This is a genomic window from Salmonella sp. NW722, from assembly GCF_051702785.1.
Classification (GTDB): Bacteria; Pseudomonadota; Gammaproteobacteria; order Enterobacterales; family Enterobacteriaceae; genus Salmonella; species Salmonella enterica.
The window spans coordinates 158,791-175,093 of the sequence record NZ_JAMMIN010000006.1 but is presented as its reverse complement, the minus strand read 5'-3'; the positions used below and the strand labels follow the sequence as shown (position 1 = coordinate 175,093).

General features: G+C 51.9%; 17 protein-coding genes and 1 pseudogene. 8 read left to right on the top strand and 10 right to left on the bottom strand.

Annotated features, from left to right (window positions below):
* Positions 1 to 5: 5 nt before the first annotated feature.
* Positions 6 to 710 (bottom strand): autotransporter outer membrane beta-barrel domain-containing protein, encoded by a 705-nt coding sequence (locus NA330_RS16360; protein ID WP_000637073.1) that lies wholly within the window; start codon positions 708 to 710, stop codon positions 6 to 8.
* A 156-nt stretch (positions 711 to 866) separates the two neighbouring features.
* On the opposite strand from NA330_RS16360, the gene tag reads away from it, so the two are divergent.
* Together tag and NA330_RS16350 are read left to right on the top strand one after the other, a co-directional pair.
* Positions 867 to 1,448 (top strand): DNA-3-methyladenine glycosylase I, encoded by a 582-nt coding sequence (gene tag / locus NA330_RS16355; RefSeq protein WP_001188421.1) that lies wholly within the window; start codon positions 867 to 869, stop codon positions 1,446 to 1,448.
* Positions 1,426 to 1,866: an N-acetyltransferase gene (locus tag NA330_RS16350; protein WP_000619902.1), complete on the top strand. Its 441-nt coding sequence runs from the start codon at positions 1,426 to 1,428 to the stop codon at positions 1,864 to 1,866. The genes tag and NA330_RS16350 overlap by 23 nt, the downstream gene beginning before the upstream one ends.
* On the opposite strand, the gene NA330_RS16345 is transcribed toward NA330_RS16350, so the two are convergent.
* Positions 1,835 to 4,168: a molybdopterin guanine dinucleotide-containing S/N-oxide reductase gene (locus tag NA330_RS16345; protein ID WP_000148463.1), complete on the bottom strand. Its 2,334-nt coding sequence runs from the start codon at positions 4,166 to 4,168 to the stop codon at positions 1,835 to 1,837. The two genes, NA330_RS16350 and NA330_RS16345, sit on opposite strands and share 32 nt — an antisense overlap.
* 152 nt (positions 4,169 to 4,320) lie before the next feature.
* Here NA330_RS16345 and NA330_RS16340 point away from each other — a divergent pair, with 152 nt between their 5' ends.
* Positions 4,321 to 4,983, top strand: coding sequence for an OmpA family lipoprotein (locus NA330_RS16340; RefSeq protein WP_000747548.1), 663 nt, complete (start codon positions 4,321 to 4,323; stop codon positions 4,981 to 4,983).
* A 229-nt stretch (positions 4,984 to 5,212) separates the two neighbouring features.
* Positions 5,213 to 6,187 carry a glyoxylate/hydroxypyruvate reductase GhrB gene (gene ghrB / locus NA330_RS16335; protein ID WP_000804681.1) on the top strand — a complete coding sequence of 325 codons (975 nt, stop codon included), beginning with the start codon at positions 5,213 to 5,215 and terminating at the stop codon, positions 6,185 to 6,187.
* Between the two features lie 49 nt (positions 6,188 to 6,236).
* Here ghrB and NA330_RS16330 read toward each other — a convergent pair whose 3' ends face one another.
* A complete protein-coding gene (locus NA330_RS16330) occupies positions 6,237 to 6,947 on the bottom strand; it encodes a DUF3053 domain-containing protein (protein ID WP_000190524.1) in 711 nt (236 codons plus the stop codon).
* A 438-nt stretch (positions 6,948 to 7,385) separates the two neighbouring features.
* Here NA330_RS16330 and NA330_RS16325 point away from each other — a divergent pair, with 438 nt between their 5' ends.
* The 3 genes from NA330_RS16325 (at position 7,386) to cueP (ending at position 8,888) form a co-directional block, all read left to right on the top strand.
* Positions 7,386 to 7,676 carry an HTH-type transcriptional regulator gene (locus NA330_RS16325; RefSeq protein ID WP_000455790.1) on the top strand — a complete coding sequence of 97 codons (291 nt, stop codon included), beginning with the start codon at positions 7,386 to 7,388 and terminating at the stop codon, positions 7,674 to 7,676.
* Positions 7,677 to 7,964: 288 nt separating this feature from the next.
* Positions 7,965 to 8,177, top strand: coding sequence for a transcription antiterminator/RNA stability regulator CspE (gene cspE / locus NA330_RS16320; RefSeq protein WP_000014594.1), 213 nt, complete (start codon positions 7,965 to 7,967; stop codon positions 8,175 to 8,177).
* 171 nt (positions 8,178 to 8,348) lie between these two features.
* Positions 8,349 to 8,888, top strand: coding sequence for a copper-binding periplasmic metallochaperone CueP (gene cueP / locus NA330_RS16315; protein ID WP_000047148.1), 540 nt, complete (start codon positions 8,349 to 8,351; stop codon positions 8,886 to 8,888).
* A 371-nt stretch (positions 8,889 to 9,259) separates the two neighbouring features.
* On the opposite strand, the gene NA330_RS16310 is transcribed toward cueP, so the two are convergent.
* From NA330_RS16310 to NA330_RS16280, 7 genes and pseudogenes are all read right to left on the bottom strand, one after another.
* A complete protein-coding gene (locus NA330_RS16310; protein WP_000533909.1) occupies positions 9,260 to 9,745 on the bottom strand; it encodes a GNAT family N-acetyltransferase in 486 nt (161 codons plus the stop codon).
* On the bottom strand, positions 9,733 to 10,020 hold the full coding sequence (locus NA330_RS16305) for a DUF1778 domain-containing protein (protein WP_000965889.1): 288 nt from the start codon (positions 10,018 to 10,020) through the stop codon (positions 9,733 to 9,735). The genes NA330_RS16310 and NA330_RS16305 overlap by 13 nt, the downstream gene beginning before the upstream one ends.
* A gap of 177 nt (positions 10,021 to 10,197) precedes the next feature.
* Positions 10,198 to 10,665, bottom strand: coding sequence for a GNAT family N-acetyltransferase (locus NA330_RS16300; protein ID WP_000702452.1), 468 nt, complete (start codon positions 10,663 to 10,665; stop codon positions 10,198 to 10,200).
* Between the two features lie 141 nt (positions 10,666 to 10,806).
* Positions 10,807 to 11,235, bottom strand: a pseudogene (locus NA330_RS16295) (IS3 family transposase); the annotation flags it as partial.
* 463 nt (positions 11,236 to 11,698) lie between these two features.
* The gene (gene glyS, locus NA330_RS16290) at positions 11,699 to 13,768 is read right to left on the bottom strand and encodes a glycine--tRNA ligase subunit beta (protein WP_023241790.1); all 2,070 of its coding nucleotides are present in this window, start codon (positions 13,766 to 13,768) and stop codon (positions 11,699 to 11,701) included.
* 9 nt (positions 13,769 to 13,777) lie between these two features.
* Positions 13,778 to 14,689 (bottom strand): glycine--tRNA ligase subunit alpha, encoded by a 912-nt coding sequence (gene glyQ / locus NA330_RS16285; RefSeq protein WP_001168551.1) that lies wholly within the window; start codon positions 14,687 to 14,689, stop codon positions 13,778 to 13,780.
* 138 nt (positions 14,690 to 14,827) lie between these two features.
* Entirely contained in the window at positions 14,828 to 15,130 is a 303-nt protein-coding gene (locus NA330_RS16280; RefSeq protein ID WP_000605592.1) for a YsaB family lipoprotein, read from the bottom strand.
* 165 nt (positions 15,131 to 15,295) lie between these two features.
* Here NA330_RS16280 and NA330_RS16275 point away from each other — a divergent pair, with 165 nt between their 5' ends.
* The gene (locus NA330_RS16275; protein ID WP_023241789.1) at positions 15,296 to 16,291 is read left to right on the top strand and encodes an acyltransferase; all 996 of its coding nucleotides are present in this window, start codon (positions 15,296 to 15,298) and stop codon (positions 16,289 to 16,291) included.
* The last annotated feature ends 12 nt before the right edge of the window (positions 16,292 to 16,303 follow it).

Here is a 16,303-nt window from a genome sequence, read left to right as displayed (position 1 = left end):
TTAAGTTAAAACCTGGCGCTCACCCCCAGGGTATACAAATAATCGCTATCCGTAGCGCTATTTTCCGCCTGGGAAAACGCCGCATACGCCGCCATGTGCGGGTTAAGTAACACGTCCGCGCCTACGGTGACATCCAGCCAGTTTCCCGCCTGATTTCCTGCGGTCATACGACTCAACCCGGACTGCGCTTTCCAGATATTTTCCCCAAACTGTTGGTTATAGCTAATTTGCGCCCAGGGACGGACATCGCCGAACTGCGAGTTTACCCGCCAGCCTAACGTACTGACGCTGGCGTGCCATAACGGATCGGTAAGCGCTAATGTCGTCGCGCTATCGCCATATTCGTTATACATTGATGACGTCGAACCGTCGTAATGCAACGCCGCGACCGGCCCAGTGGTCACACGTCGGGAAAGCGGAAAATTCCAGCCCATACTGATACCGCTGGTCGCATCAAGCGGGGTTTCATCCGCCAGGCTAAGCACCGGCCCCACCGTATTTTGCGTAGACTGAATACGTTCGGCCAGTATGTCGTTGTAATTCGGTTGGTGATCGCTGTCCCAGGTATAGCGTTCCGTCGTATGCCCCGGAGCCGCTTCAGCGATATATTCTTGTTGCCAGGCATACGTGGTATTGATAAAAAACGAGCAGGCCATAAGGCCCGCCAGACAACGCAATGTCCGGCGACCACGGCGTTTTCTTACAATCATCAACGCGACTCCAGAGTAGAGCCGAATTCGGCGATATTATTGTCATTGAATGAAGGATGTCGGGCATCAGCCCTGTATTAACTATTGTCCTTTTAGCGAGCCCGTCAAGGCGGGTTGAAGGAAATTTTCGCGGTAACCACAATAACGAGGAAGTCTATGCAGCGTTGCGACTGGGTCAGCCAGGACCCCCTTTATATTGCCTATCATGATAACGAGTGGGGCGTACCGGAGACTGACAGCAGAAAGCTGTTTGAAATGATCTGTCTTGAAGGTCAACAGGCCGGTTTATCCTGGATCACCGTGCTTAAAAAGAGGGAGAACTACCGCGCCTGTTTTCATCAGTTTGACCCGGTACGCATCGCAGCTATGCAGGAGGAGGAGGTTGAACGCCTGCTGCAGAACACGGGCATCATACGACATCGCGGTAAAATTCAGGCCATTATCAGTAACGCCCGCGCCTGGCTTGCGATGGAGCAAAACGGTGAGTCTTTCGCCGATTTTGTCTGGTCATTCGTTGATGGCCAGCCGCAGATCACCCAGGCGGCCAGCCTGGATAAGATCCCCACCTCAACACCTGCGTCCGATGCGCTTGCTAAGGCATTGAAAAAACGCGGTTTCAAGTTTGTCGGTACGACTATCTGTTACTCCTTTATGCAGGCGTGCGGACTGGTCAACGACCATATTACCGGCTGTTTTTGCCATCCGGGAGAAAAACATGATTCGCAAATCCCAGAGTGAAGACATGGCGTCTATTCTGGCGCTGTGGATGAAAAGTACCATTTATGCCCATCCCTTTATCGAAGAACGTTACTGGCACGAGAGCGAAGCAATTGTACGCGACGTCTATTTACCCGCCGCGCAAACCTGGGTATGGGAGGAAAATGGGCAACTGAAAGGCTTCGTCAGCGTACTGGAAGCCCGTTTTGTCGGGGCGCTGTTTGTCGCCCCCGACGCGTTAAGACACGGCATTGGCAAAGCGCTTCTGGAATATGTCCAGCAACGTTTTCCTCTGCTGAGCCTTGAGGTTTACCAGAAAAATCAATCCGCCGTAAACTTCTACCATGCGCTTGGTTTTCGTATTGAAGATAGCGCCTGGCAGGAGGATACCGCCCACCCCACCTGGATTATGAGTTGGCAGGCGGATCAAACGCCGTAAGCGGTAGCGCCGGGCCGGTATATTTCTCAAACCAGACCAGCGCGGTGTTGCCCGCACAACCGTTCCCCAGCCGGGAACTGGGAAGATCTTTTGTCAGGACGTTTACCGCGCCGTTTTTGCATATGCCGCCTGCGGTAGGTTCAGGGTCCGGCCATGCGCCTTCGTGAATACAGATCACGCCAGGCCGAATTCCGTCGGTAACGACCGCGCCCGCCAGAACCTGCCCGCGATGATTCCAGACGCGTACCGTATCGCCATCGACGATTCCGCGCGTTGTCGCATCCTGCGGATGAATCGTCACCGGTTCGCGTCCGGCTACCGCATACCGCTCCCGTAACGAACTGTAGTTAAGCTGGCTATGCAGACGGTGCGCCGGATGCGCGGAAAGTAGCTGAACCTGCCCCGCATCAGCGTTCCCGTGCCACTCATCCGGCACCAGCCACATCGGATGGCCGGGACAATCCGCGTAACCATAGCTGGCAATGCGCGCAGAATAGATTTCGATTTTGCCGCTGGCCGTTTTTAGCGGATGGTTATCAGGATCGCGGCGAAAATCCGCAAAGCGCACAAACTGCGCGTTGGCGGGATTTTCCGGCATCTCCAGTAAACGGTTAGCCTGCCAGAATGCGGCAAACGGCGGCAGCGTCACCCCCTGGCTGGCGCCACGCTGGGCGGCAATATTGTAGAAAGTCTCCAGCCACGCCAGCTCACTTTTTCCTTCGGTGAACCGAGCGTAACCGCCGGCTTCCCACCGTTCGCTCAGTTCAGCAAAAACGTCAAAATCATTCCGCGCCTCCCACCGGGGCGACACGACCTGCTTCATCGGCGCCAAATGTTGATTGCTATAGTCGCCGGTCATGGTTAAATCGTTGCGCTCATAGCTGGTGGTCGCAGGCAGAACAATATCCGCGTGTTTCGCGGCGGCCGTCCAGAAACATTCCGAGATAACGACCAGTTCCGGTTTTTGCCACGCGCGAATCAGACGGTTGGTATCCTGATGATGAGTAAAGTTCGCGCCGCCCGCCCACCAGATAAAACGAATATCCGGGAAGCGGCGATCCATCCCATTGTGTTGGTAAAACCCACCGGGGTTTTCCAGCGCCTCGACAATACGCGCCACCGGTATTTTATCTACCGCATCGACCCCGCCAGGGATGCTTCCCTGCATCGAGGCTAACACGGCGGCGCGGCGCGTCGGGTTTCCGCCGTTAGCAAAATGATAAGAAAAACCAAACCCGCCGCCAGGCGTACCAATTTGCCCCAGCATTGCGGCCAGCGTAACGATCATCCAGTGCTTTTGCTCGCCGAACTGCTGACGCTGCATTCCCCAACCGGCCATCAACATGGTGGTGTTATGATGAAATATTTCCGCCAGTTCACGAATTTTCACCGCAGAAACGCCGCAAATTTCCGCCGCCCATTCCGCTGTTTTGGCCGTACCGTCGGTCGTGCCCAAAAGATAGTCGGCGAAGCGGTCATAACCCGTCGTGCAGCGGGCAAGGAACGTTTCATCCTGCCAACCGTTTTCCACCAGCGTATGGGCGATCCCCAGCATTAACGCCACATCGGTGCCCATATGTGGGGCGATCCACTCCATCTTATCGCCAAAAAAGTCGACGCTTTCCGATCGCATCGGATCGATGCAGATCAGGCGCTTGCCGCTTTGTCGCAGCGCCGCAAAATAGTCGAGCCCCTGCTCATCCGAGGCATTCCAGGCAATTTTCAGAGTATTCAGCGGGTTCGCGCTCCAGAGCACCACCACCTCGCTGTGTTCCAGCACCACCGGCCAGCTAGTCTGCTGCTGGTAAACCTCGTTACCACCCACCACATAAGGCATGATAGCCTGCGCCGCGCCGGTGGAATAATCGCCAAGATGGCCGGTATACCCTCCCGCCAGCGCCATGTAACGCTGCAATAGCGTAGCCGCTTTATGCAATACGCCGTTCGAACGCCAACCGTAGGAGCCAGCGAAGATGGACGATGGCCCATAACTTTCGCGAATACGTTTGTGCTGAGCGTGGATCAGATCCAGCGCGTCATCCCAACTTACGCGAACAAACTCATCCTGCCCGCGTATGCCTTGCGGCTTATCGGGGGAAGCCAGGAACCCTTTACGCACCATCGGGAAGCGAACCCGCGTTTTACTGTGCACCTGGTCATGCACAACGGTTTGCAGGGAATTTTGGTGTGCCGTCGGGAGTTCGCCATACGAGGCAAAAATGCGTTCTCCGTCGGTTTCAACGCGGACTGGCCCCCAGTGTGCGGCGGTCAATACCGAATGACGCGATGGTGCGTGGGTCAAGGTTCGCTCCTGAATTATTGGGATTATTTATTTTGCCGATCAATGTTACTTACAAATTTCAGAGTTTTCCCTGGAATTTTCTTCATGTGCAGACGTCATAATCAACCGCCACGGTCGCTGTGGTAAAAATAAAAAAGTGATAAGGATTTAAGATGAAAAAACGTGTATTTGTGATTGCTGCCATCGTGAGCGGCGCCCTGGCAGTATCTGGCTGCACAACAAACCCTTACACCGGCGAACGCGAAGCAGGTAAATCCGGCATTGGCGCGGGTATTGGATCGCTGGTCGGCGCAGGCATCGGCGCACTTTCCTCCTCCAAAAAAGATCGCGGTAAAGGCGCGCTGATTGGCGCGGCGGCTGGCGCGGCGCTGGGCGGCGGCGTGGGTTACTACATGGACGTACAGGAAGCGAAACTGCGTGACAAAATGCGGGGCACAGGCGTTAGCGTGACGCGAAGCGGCGATAATATCATTCTGAATATGCCGAATAATGTCACCTTCGACAGCAGCAGCGCGACGCTGAAACCGGCAGGCGCTAACACGCTGACCGGCGTGGCGATGGTGCTGAAAGAGTATCCCAAGACCGCCGTCAATGTGGTGGGCTACACCGACAGTACCGGTAGCCACGATCTGAATATGCGTCTGTCGCAGCAGCGTGCTGACTCCGTCGCCAGCTCGCTGATCACCCAGGGCGTCGACGCCAGCCGTATCCGTACCAGCGGAATGGGTCCGGCGAACCCGATCGCCAGCAACAGTACGGCAGAAGGTAAGGCGCAAAACCGCCGCGTCGAAATTACCTTGAGTCCATTGCAGTAAACTACCGTACCGGGTAAAGCGGTATGCTTTACCCGGCCTGCATTACTCCCTCGCCATTCCCTCGCCAAACCGGACACATCGCGCATTACTCGGTATTCATTCATCATTTACCACGACACGGCTGCCGACAGCGGGGAAATTGGCTGGTCGATGATGGCTAAACGGGTTAATAATAAGCCTGTTCCGGTTGGCGCATGCCGCGCTTACCTTTTGATTTACGGAGAGTCGCATGAAGCCGTCCATCATTCTCTACAAAACCCTGCCTGATGATTTGCTGCATCGCCTGGAGGCGCATTTTACCGTCACCCAGGTACCGAACCTGCATCCGGAAACGGTAGCGCGACATGCGCAGGCATTTGCCAGCGCGCAAGGCCTTCTGGGCGCCAGCGAAACCGTTAACCGCGCGCTGCTGGAAAAAATGCCGGCGCTACGCGCGGCGTCAACCATCTCGGTGGGATACGATAATGTCGAGGTGGACGCCCTTACTGCCCGCAAAATAGTCCTGATGCACACGCCTGCCGTTTTGACGGAAACCGTTGCCGATACGGTGATGGCGTTGATGCTGACCACTGCCCGCCGCGTGGTGGACGTCGCAGAACGGGTTAAAGCGGGTGAATGGACGGAAAGCATTGGCCCGGCGTGGTTTGGCGTCGATGTGCATCACAAAACACTCGGTATCGTTGGGATGGGGCGTATCGGGATGGCGCTGGCGCAGCGAGCGCACTTTGGGTTTACCATGCCGGTTCTCTATCACGCCCGTCGGCGGCATCAGGAGGCGGAAGACCGGTTTAACGCCCGCTACTGCGATCTGGATACGTTGTTGCAGGAGGCTGATTTTGTCTGCGTGATCCTGCCGCTAACGGCAGAAACGCGACATCTGTTTGGCGCAACACAGTTTGCCAGAATGAAATCGTCCGCCATTTTTATTAATGCCGGACGCGGTCCGGTGGTCGATGAAAACGCGCTGATTGCCGCGCTGCAAAACGGTGAAATATATGCGGCAGGTCTGGATGTCTTTGAACATGAACCGCTATCCGTGGATTCGCCCCTGCTAAACATGTCTAATGTCGTCGCGGTGCCGCATATTGGCTCGGCAACGCATGAGACGCGCTACAACATGATGGCCTGTGCGGTGGATAATTTGATTGATGCGCTGCAGGGAAAAATAGAGAAGAACTGCGTCAACCCGCAGGCGGCGGGATAGCGCTACAGGCCCGATAAGCGCTGGCTTGCGCTTATCGGGCAGACTGTCATTACTGGGTTGCGTTTACCGCCGCCGTCCAGGCCTGATTAAACGCCTGATGCTGCGAGGCCAACGGCCCAATCAGCGCATTATATTGGCTGGCCTGCTGTGAGGTCGGGAACTGAATGCCGTTCGCGACGAAGCTCACCTGCTCGCCCTGTTGCGCAATATAATCGCCCACTTGTACCAACTGCTGCGTAAAGATCTGCGCCGCCGGGATCAGCGGCTGCAAAGCATCTGCCGGCACGGTAACTACTTTTTTGTAGACCTGATCAAACACAGGTTTCAGGTCATCGGCCTGCTTTAACGCGCCATGCGCGGCATCAGCCTGCAGTTTTGCATTCTGCAACTGTTGCGCCAGCACGCCTAACGAACCATTTGCCTGCCGCAGCGGCTCACGTTGCGTCATATAATCCTGCGGAACGCGGATGGCGTTAACGCTATCGACCACCGGGCGCAGACCGGAATCCATCGCCTGGTTTACCTGCTGCGAGTAGCCATACAGTATCGCGTAATCAGACACGAACGGACCAAACTGTTTTTTCTGATCGGCCGTCAGCGTTGGTAAACGCTCTCCGCTACGCATTGCTGTATTCTGCAGGAAATCGACAAACGCTTTGCGCTGATCGCCTTCTTTATCAAAACACCCGCTCAGGCTAAACACCATTAATAACGCCACAACAGGCGCAAACCAGCGAGAGCAGGACTTACCTGTCGCCATTGTTAATACTCCTTTCACCCAAAAATGCGCACAACGACACCTGCGTGCCTGACGGCTTACAAGGATAGTCCAGGTCAGGCTTGCAGGATACCCTTTCCACGCGATCTTGTAGCGGAAAATTATGTTTATCTGCATCAATGCTTAATTTGTTATTTTATTGTTAATTTTTGACCTGACACTGCGATAAAAAACGCGGCAAGAAAGCTTTCCAGCGGGGGATGTAATATTTTTTTAATCTTTACAATTATTTTCTGAAAGACGGATATACCTTCCTGGATCAAATTGTTAGCGTCCTAAAAGTCGCGTAGCGTAAGGCATCGAAACGAATCGATAGCGCTTCCTGGCGGCGCGTCGCCCCCCACCCGCAAGTTTCCCGACTATTCTTAAGAGGCTTCGATGCACTTCACGATCCCGCTGTGTGATTTACAGGAGTTCTCAATGGAATATAAAGATCCGATGTTTGAGCTGCTGAGCAGCCTGGAACAAATTGTTTTTAAAGATGAAACGCGAAAGATCACCCTGACGCAAAAACCCAATCCTTTTACCGAATTTGAACAGTTACGGAGAGGGACGGGACTAAAAACAGATGAATTCGCCAGAGCGCTGGGCGTAACGGTTGCCATGGTTCAGGAATGGGAATCGAAACGCGAAAAACCCACGCCAGCAGAGCTTAAATTGATGCGCCTGATACAGGCGAACCCACGTTTAAGTAAGCAATTGATGGAGTAATTTTTACCCCTTTCTGTTTTAACGGTCCTGCGCAAGGACCGTTTTCCCCGCCCGATTCCTGACCTGGAGAAATTAAAGTAAAATAAAAGTTGCATCGCCCGGCATTACATGAGTTAATGTGCTCAACGGTTTGACGTACAGACCATTAAAGCAGTTTAGTAAGGCAAGTCCCTTCAAGAGTTATCCATTAGATACCCCTCGTAGTGCGCATTTCCTTAACGCTTAAAAAATCTGTAAAGCACGCCATAACGCCGAAAGGCACACTTATTTTTTAAAAGGTAATACACTATGTCCGGTAAAATGACTGGTATCGTAAAATGGTTCAACGCTGATAAAGGCTTCGGCTTTATTACTCCTGATGACGGTTCTAAAGACGTGTTCGTACACTTCTCCGCTATTCAGAACGATGGTTACAAATCTCTGGACGAAGGTCAGAAAGTTTCCTTCACCATCGAAAGCGGCGCTAAAGGCCCGGCAGCTGGCAACGTAACCAGCCTGTAAGCTTAAAAAGCTCAGAATTTTGAATCCCTGCCTGATGGCGGGGATTTTTTTATTCCAATTCCCCCTCTCCCCCAGCATAACTTTGCATTACTTTACCCTGCGTCCCTTTGACCTTTCCCTTAGGGGAACCCCTATAGTAGGTAAGGAGATTGTTCACAAGGAATTGAAGTTATGTCGAAATCATCATGGTTATTACTTTTGGGTTTATGCGCCAGCGGCTCCGCGCTTGCGGCATCCTCAGAATCCGCTTTTCTGGCGCAACATGGGCTGGCGGGAAAAACGGTTGAGCAGATCGTGGATACGATTGATCAGACGCCGCAGAGCCGTCCTTTGCCTTACTCCGCGTCGATTACCAGTACCGAGCTCAAATTATCTGACGGAGAGCAGATTTATACGCTGCCGTTAGGCGACAAATTCTATCTCTCTTTTGCGCCCTATGAATGGCGGACACACCCCTGTTTTAACCACAGCCTTTCCGGCTGTCAGGGAGAAATGCCGAATAAACCGTTCACTGTAAAAGTGACAGACAGTAAAGGCGCTGTCATCGTACAAAAAGAGATGCAAAGCTATCGAAACGGATTTATCGGTGTTTGGCTACCGCGCAATATGGAAGGGACGCTGGAAGTAAGCTACAACGGTAAAACGGCGTCACATGCCATTGCCACCAGAGATGACAGCCAGACCTGTCTGACGGAATTACCATTACGTTAAAAAAATGCCCGATAACATAATGGGTTATCGGGCCTATAAAACGCCAACAAGATAAAATTAACAGAGTGCCTTGAGAATGCATAACGCCACAAGAATGGCAGAGGTGGGCTCACTTTGTACTGACCCCAAAAACCTGGACAGATTAACCGAGGCATCAGCGAAAGAGTCCATTTAATACATGGGCTCTTTTTTGTTTCTGGCTATAACTAAATAACATTGTCCGCAATCGGATTATCCATTCCGTTGCTTTCTTGCATCACGCGGATTCCTGTCTCATCAATATTTTGTTCGTCGTATTCTTCCTGAATTTAACCTTAGACGTTCTATCAAATTATCGCTTATAGCGATTTGAACATAACAGTCTTTGCATTCTATTGAGGGAGCCTAAGGAACAATGTTCGCTGCTGAGTTTGTGATGATTTGAAACCATGGTGAATGTAGAAATTTTTGGCTTCTTCGGTAAGTGCATGAACCATGATTGCACGTACACCAATATTCTCGGCAACCCGATAGCAACGAAGCACTGCATCATGAAGTAAATCAGCCCCAAGCCCTTTTCCATGGAATGAGAGATCGACAGCAAGACGGGCAAGTATAATGACAGGGATGGGATCTGGCATGTTACGCCGAAGGTTGCCTGTCGCTTCTGTATGGTTGACGCTACCGGTGGCCAGAGAGTAAAAACCGGCTACTTGCTTCGTGTCTTTCTTGCACACCACAAATGTTCTGGCCGCTCCGAGAGCCTGGTTTTTGAGGCCCTTTTGCTTCAACCAGTCATCGAGCACAGCTTCACCGCTGACGAACTCAGCTACCTGATGAAAAGCGGACAAAGGTTCTGGTGCTGTTACACGTCCCACTGAGGTTTCCTTGCCAGCAGTTTTTCGATAACGGGATCATCTGCGACCGGTGCATCAAGCAGATTAATGAACTCCTCATATTGCTCATCGTTAAAGTTAAATACACGGCGGTCAAGGATCACATTCTCGGCAGCCCGGCAGGCCGTTTCCAGAATGAAATCTGTACGTGACTTGTGAAGGATTTCCGCAGCTGCATCAATGAGCGCCCGCTGCGATTCCTTAGCTCTAAGGTTAAGTTGAACATCTGATTTCATGAGACACCCCTTGTATAGCATTTGCTTTACAAGAATAGCACAACCACCATGTATAGCAAACGATATACATCAAGTCGTCTTTTTTCATTTTTTGAATACTGATGTCCGCTTTGTGCCAGAAGCGGGCGTTGCTCATTGTAGCGGTTTACTGAGTTCAACAAGGCAAAAGAACAATGCTGCCTTTCTGCAGGCTGACTATTATTTCGCCAAACATTTCCTCATCAGAGCATTTTGTAATGTCACTCCACGGCAAATAGGAAAGCCTCGCTCCACTATATGAAAGCCGTGTCGTAGAAAGAACACTTCCGCAGCCTTACTTACATTTGAAGTAAGTTCACTAATTCCACGCTGTCTGGCTTCCTCATGAATGCAATTCATCAGTAGTGTCCCTACCCCCTGTCTTGAATAGGTTCCTGATACAAAGAAATGATCAATGTATCCATTTGGTTGAACATCTGCATATCCAGCTATTTCACCATCCAGCTCTACAACAAAAGGTTGTAATTCCTTAATGTGATTGGCCCATCGCTCCAGGTCGATATCTGCTGGGGCCCAAGCATCAATTTGTTCACGTGTGTAGTAGTGTGATGCGATCGTATGTACAGATGAGAAAAAAACTCTGAATAACGATATTTCATCCCCATTACTGAACCTTCTGATTTTCATAAAACCTCATTGTGAGAGTTACTTGTAGAACAATACTAATTTTTGTGAAATAGGGCGTCCGTTCCTCGCTCATAGCAGACATTTACGTGAGCGTATCCACCAACGTTCAGGTTTCCTGATAGCATCCCTGTACAGACCTTGTTAATTTCTGCCTGGATAGCTCTTTAGGCGGTATTCAACCGGGCTGAGTCCGTTAAATCTAAGGCTAATTCGTCGGGTATTGTAGTATCGTATGTAATCCTCAATAGCTATCTTAAGTTCATCAATATCCTTAAATTTACTGGTGTAAAAACTTTCTGATTTTAAAGTCCCGAAAAAACATTCTGCACAGGCATTATCAAGGCAGTTGCCTTTGCGGGACATACTTTGGATGATGCCAAACTCTCGTAACTGATACTGGTACCATCAATGACGGTATTGCCAGCCCTGATCTGAATGAAGAACCGGATTGGTACCCGCATCAAGTCTGGCAAATGCCTTCATGAGCATGTCATCGATCATCGGCATAGTTGGACGTTCTGAAATACTGCAGGAGATCGCTTCGTTATTGAAGAGATCAATAATGGGCGCAGTGCACTTTTGATTTATATACCCTTCATACTTCAAGTTGCTTATGTGTTGGCTACGGATTACTCGGCCCATCCATGGGCCTCGCCCTGACGGGCCGTCGCACGCGACGTTCAAATCTGCTCCCGGCAGATTTGTCGCTCACCCCAGTCACATAGTTATCTATGCTCCTGGGGACTCACTCCCTTGCCGCCTTTAAGCAACTCGAATTATTTTGGGTATAGTCAGGTGGGGATTTTCTCTGTCTGCCTTTTGGTGAATACCTGAGACAAACAGTCTCAAGCACCCGCAGCTATTCTAACGCCAATATCCGTACCGCCAGCGTTAATGTATTCCTGAAATATTTTTTGCCAATCAATAGAAATAACCGCGTCTATGAGTTACAGAATTATTAGCGAATCGACTGATACTATTTATGTTATAAAAAAACCTGCCCGAAAGCAGGTTTTTTTAATTAACTGAACGCTTATTGTAGTAACGAAATATCCGCAACCTGCAGGAACAGTTCGCGTAGTTTCGACAACAGCGTCAGGCGGTTGATACGGATATCTTTCTCTTCCGCGTTAACCATGACATTTTCGAAGAATTCATCCACCGGCGCGCGCAGAGCAGCCAGCTCAATCAACGCTTCCTGATAACGACCATCGGCAAAGTACGGCTGAAGCTTATCACGCAGCACAACCAGATGTCTGGCCAACTCAATTTCCGCCGCTTCTTTCAGTACGGAGGCGTGGACGATATCGTTCAGCGGCTCAGTGGCTTTCGCCAGGATGTTGGAGACGCGCTTGTTCGCCGCCGCCAGCGCAGAGGCTTCTTCCAGGGTGCGGAAGTGCGATACCGCTTTCATACGAGCATCGAAATCTGCCGGACGGGTCGGACGACGCGCCAGTACCGCCTGGATAGTGTCGACGGTGTAACCTTCATCCTGATACCAGGCGCGGAAACGACCCAGCATAAAGTCGATCACATCATCGACTACGTTGGCATTGGTCAGCTTGTCGCCATACAGACGCGCAGCTTCCTCGGTCAGCGTTTGCAGATCAAGGTTGAGGTTCTTCTCAACGATGATGCGCAGCACGCCCAGCGCGGCACGACGCAGCGCAAACGGGTCTTTGTCGCCTTTCGGATGCTGACCAATACCGAAGATACCCGCCAGAGTATCCATCTTATCGGCGATCGCCAACGCGCAGGCTACCGGGTTAGACGGCAGGTCATCACCGGCAAAGCGCGGCTGATACTGCTCGTTAAGCGCCACAGCCACATCTTCCGCTTCACCATCGTGACGCGCGTAGTGCATCCCCATCACACCCTGAGTGTCGGTGAACTCGAAGACCATGTTGGTCATCAGGTCGCACTTGGAGAGTAGGCCCGCACGAGTGGCGTGGTTGACGTCAGCGCCAATCTGACCGGCAATCCAGCCCGCCAGCGCCTGAATACGGTCGGTCTTGTCGCGCAGCGTGCCCAGCTGTTGCTGGAACAGCACGGTTTGCAGACGCGGCAGATGGTCTTCCAGACGTTTTTTACGGTCGGTATTGAAGAAGAATTCAGCATCTGCCAGACGCGGACGCACCACTTTCTCGTTACCGGAGATAATCTGGGTCGGATCTTTCGACTCGATGTTGGCGACGAAGATAAAGTTCGGCAGCAGCTTGCCCGCGTTGTCATAAACCGGGAAATACTTCTGGTCGCCCTTCATGGTGTACACCAGCGCTTCGGCAGGCACGGCGAGGAATTTCTCTTCGAATTTTGCCGTCAATACCACCGGCCATTCCACCAGCGAGGCCACCTCTTCCAGCAGGCTTTCACTCAGGTCAGCAACACCGCCAATCTTGCGTGCTGCTTCTTCGGCGTCCGCTTTGATTTTGGCTTTACGCGCTTCGTAATCGGCAATGACTTTACCGCGCTCCAGCAGAATTTGCGGGTACTGGTCAGCATTGTCGATAGTAAACTCCGGCTCACCCATAAAGCGGTGGCCGCGAATGACGCGGTCAGACTGAATGCCCAGGATGGTTGCCGGAATCACTTTATCGCCCAGCAGCAGGGTCACGGTGTGCACCGGACGCACGAAGTGTACGTCAGACGCGCCCCAGCGCATCAGTTTCGGGATCGGTAGTTTCGCCAGCGAGGTGGCTACCATGTTCGGCACCAGAGCTTCGGTGCTTTCGCCCTTCACGTGGGCACGATACAGCAGCCATTCGCCTTTGTCGGTCTTCAGACGCTCGGCCTGATCAACGGTGATCCCGCAGCCGCGCGCCCAGCCTTCTGCCGCTTTGCTCGGTTTGCCTTCGGCGTCGAACGCCTGAGCAATCGCCGGACCACGTTTTTCGACTTCGCGATCGGGCTGAGATTCAGCAAGATTCGCCACTTTCAGCGCCAGACGGCGCGGGGCGGCAAACCATTCAACGTTACCGTGCGCGAGGCCGGCGTTATCCAGCTCCGCAGTGAAGTTCGCAGCAAAGGACTCAGCCAAACTGCGCAGTGCTTTTGGTGGCAGCTCTTCAGTGCCGATTTCCACCAGAAAAGTTTTCTCAGACATGGCCGCCTCTTACTTGTCTTTGTTGCACATCGGGAAGCCGAGGGCTTCACGGGAAGCATAATAAGCTTCTGCCACTGCTTTGGTCAGGGTGCGAATACGCAAAATGTAGCGCTGACGCTCGGTGACGGAGATAGCTTTACGCGCATCCAGCAGGTTGAAGCTATGGGCGGCTTTCAGAATACGCTCGTAGGCCGGCAGCGGCAGCGGGTTTTCCAGCGCCAGCAGCTGCTGGGCTTCTTTCTCATACTGCTCGAAGCAGGTGAATAAGAAATCCACATCGGCGTATTCAAAGTTATAGGTGGACTGCTCCACTTCGTTCTGATGGAACACGTCGCCGTAGGTGGTTTTACCCAGCGGGCCATCGCTCCAGACCAGATCGTAAACGCTGTCTACGCCCTGAATGTACATGGCCAGACGTTCCAGACCGTAGGTGATTTCACCGGTCACCGGCTTGCACTCCAGGCCGCCGACCTGCTGGAAGTAGGTGAACTGCGTCACTTCCATGCCATTCAGCCACACTTCCCAGCCGAGTCCCCAGGCACCCAGCGTCGGGTTCTCCCAGTTATCTTCCACGAAACGGATATCGTGAATGGTCGGGTCCATACCCAGCTCTTTCAGAGAACCGAGGTACAGCTCCTGAATGTTGTCCGGAGACGGCTTAATCACTACCTGGAACTGATAGTAGTGCTGTAAGCGGTTCGGGTTTTCGCCGTAGCGGCCATCGGTCGGACGACGAGAAGGCTGCACATAGGCAGTCGCCATCGGCTCTGGCCCCAGCGCGCGCAGGCAGGTCATTGGATGAGAAGTTCCCGCGCCGACTTCCATGTCCAATGGTTGAACAATGGTACAGCCCTGGCGAGCCCAGTAATCCTGTAAGGTCAGGATCAAGCCCTGGAAGGTCCTGGTATCAAACTTTTGCATATTATTTCGTGCTGGATACGTGTGGATTTAAAGGAAGGAGCCAGTATACCCGCTGGATGCGAGATATACAGTATGAAACCGGTTTGTTTAGCGAAAATTGCCGGATTTCGCGGCATCACACCTCACCAGGCGCGGCTTTTACCGCATAGAAAGATGTAAAAACTGCCCATCTGCATCAAAAGAGCAGACAAAACTCTCTTTACGGAAGGTATTACCCCGCATCTCATAGCTCCCCTGAAACTGTTCGAAGCCGGTAACAGCAATTTTCTGTGCACCAGTGTTGTAACGCTGCGCCGCCTGAGCTTTACACAATGCTTCCATATCCAGCGTGCGTGTTGGGCTCACTTTACTCTGCTGGGCTTTTTGCGTCGGTGGCGGTGTCGCTGTGCATCCCACCAGAGCGATGGCTATCATCACAGTACAGAAATACTTCATTATCATTTTTATTACCGTCTGGTTTGCTGGTCAGTCTTATTATTAAGGTTTGTGGGTAACAGAAACATTGTGCGAATCTCCTTACGCCATCACAAGATGTAGCGTAGAAAGTCGGATTTTTCCAGTGAGCCACCGCGCTGGAACTCTATTCAAACGGAAGCTGAGGAACTGATGCAGCCTAAAATTAACTGGATTGATAACCTGCGAGGGATCGCCTGTTTAATGGTAGTGATGATCCATACTACAACGTGGTACATCACCAACGCCCACAGCGTCAGCCCGCTAAACTGGGATATTGCGAATGTCCTGAATTCGGCTTCGCGCGTTAGCGTTCCCCTGTTTTTTATGATTTCAGGCTATCTTTTTTTTGGCGAGCGCTGCGCGCAACCGCGGCATTTTTTACGTATCGCCCTCTGCCTTATCTTTTACAGCGTTGTCGCCCTGGCTTACATTTCACTTTTTACTTCGATCAACGTCGAGCTTTCGCTAAAAAATGTGCTGCAAAAACCCGTGTTTTACCACCTGTGGTTTTTCTTTGCGATTGCGGTGATCTACCTGGTATCGCCATTAATCCAGGTAAAAAACGTGAGCGGCAAAATGCTCCTGATGCTGATGGTGATCATTGGTATTATTGCTAACCCAAATACTGTGCCGCAAAAAATCGGCGGCGTTGAATGGTTGCCCATCAATCTGTATATCAGCGGCGACACGTTCTACTACATTCTCTACGGTATCCTGGGCCGCGCCATTGGAATGATGGAGACGCAAAAGCCATCGCTGACGCTTATCTGCACTGCCCTGTTCATCATCGCGGTATTTGTTATTTCTCGCGGCACATTGCATGAATTACGCTGGCGCGGAAATTTTGCCGATACCTGGTATCTGTATTGCGGTCCCATGGTGTTTATTTGCGCTGTCTCACTGTTCACGGTAGTTAAAAATAAGCTGAATGCGCGGACGTTACCTGGACTGGGGCTTATCTCCCGCCACTCGTTGGGTATTTATGGTTTCCACGCGCTGATTATCCATACGCTACGTACTAATGGTCTGGAGTTAAAACGTTGGCCGCCGTTAGACATCGTGTGGGTTTTTGCCGCGACGGTGACAGGAAGCCTGCTACTTTCCATGCTGTTACAGCGTATTGATAAACGGAAATGGGTTAGCTAAACGAATGATGGC

Excerpts from the sequence above, each read along its gene's own strand:
- NA330_RS16360 (WP_000637073.1), bottom strand. The coding sequence starts at position 710 with ATGATTGTAAGAAAACGCCGTGGTCGCCGGACATTGCGTTGTCTGGCG.
- tag (WP_001188421.1), top strand. The coding sequence starts at position 867 with ATGCAGCGTTGCGACTGGGTCAGCCAGGACCCCCTTTATATTGCCTAT.
- NA330_RS16350 (WP_000619902.1), top strand. The coding sequence starts at position 1,426 with ATGATTCGCAAATCCCAGAGTGAAGACATGGCGTCTATTCTGGCGCTG.
- NA330_RS16340 (WP_000747548.1), top strand. The coding sequence starts at position 4,321 with ATGAAAAAACGTGTATTTGTGATTGCTGCCATCGTGAGCGGCGCCCTG.
- ghrB (WP_000804681.1), top strand. The coding sequence starts at position 5,213 with ATGAAGCCGTCCATCATTCTCTACAAAACCCTGCCTGATGATTTGCTG.
- NA330_RS16330 (WP_000190524.1), bottom strand. The coding sequence starts at position 6,947 with ATGGCGACAGGTAAGTCCTGCTCTCGCTGGTTTGCGCCTGTTGTGGCG.
- NA330_RS16325 (WP_000455790.1), top strand. The coding sequence starts at position 7,386 with ATGGAATATAAAGATCCGATGTTTGAGCTGCTGAGCAGCCTGGAACAA.
- cspE (WP_000014594.1), top strand. The coding sequence starts at position 7,965 with ATGTCCGGTAAAATGACTGGTATCGTAAAATGGTTCAACGCTGATAAA.
- cueP (WP_000047148.1), top strand. The coding sequence starts at position 8,349 with ATGTCGAAATCATCATGGTTATTACTTTTGGGTTTATGCGCCAGCGGC.
- NA330_RS16305 (WP_000965889.1), bottom strand. The coding sequence starts at position 10,020 with ATGCTATACAAGGGGTGTCTCATGAAATCAGATGTTCAACTTAACCTT.
- NA330_RS16300 (WP_000702452.1), bottom strand. The coding sequence starts at position 10,665 with ATGAAAATCAGAAGGTTCAGTAATGGGGATGAAATATCGTTATTCAGA.
- glyS (WP_023241790.1), bottom strand. The coding sequence starts at position 13,768 with ATGTCTGAGAAAACTTTTCTGGTGGAAATCGGCACTGAAGAGCTGCCA.
- glyQ (WP_001168551.1), bottom strand. The coding sequence starts at position 14,689 with ATGCAAAAGTTTGATACCAGGACCTTCCAGGGCTTGATCCTGACCTTA.
- NA330_RS16280 (WP_000605592.1), bottom strand. The coding sequence starts at position 15,130 with ATGATAATGAAGTATTTCTGTACTGTGATGATAGCCATCGCTCTGGTG.
- NA330_RS16275 (WP_023241789.1), top strand. The coding sequence starts at position 15,296 with ATGCAGCCTAAAATTAACTGGATTGATAACCTGCGAGGGATCGCCTGT.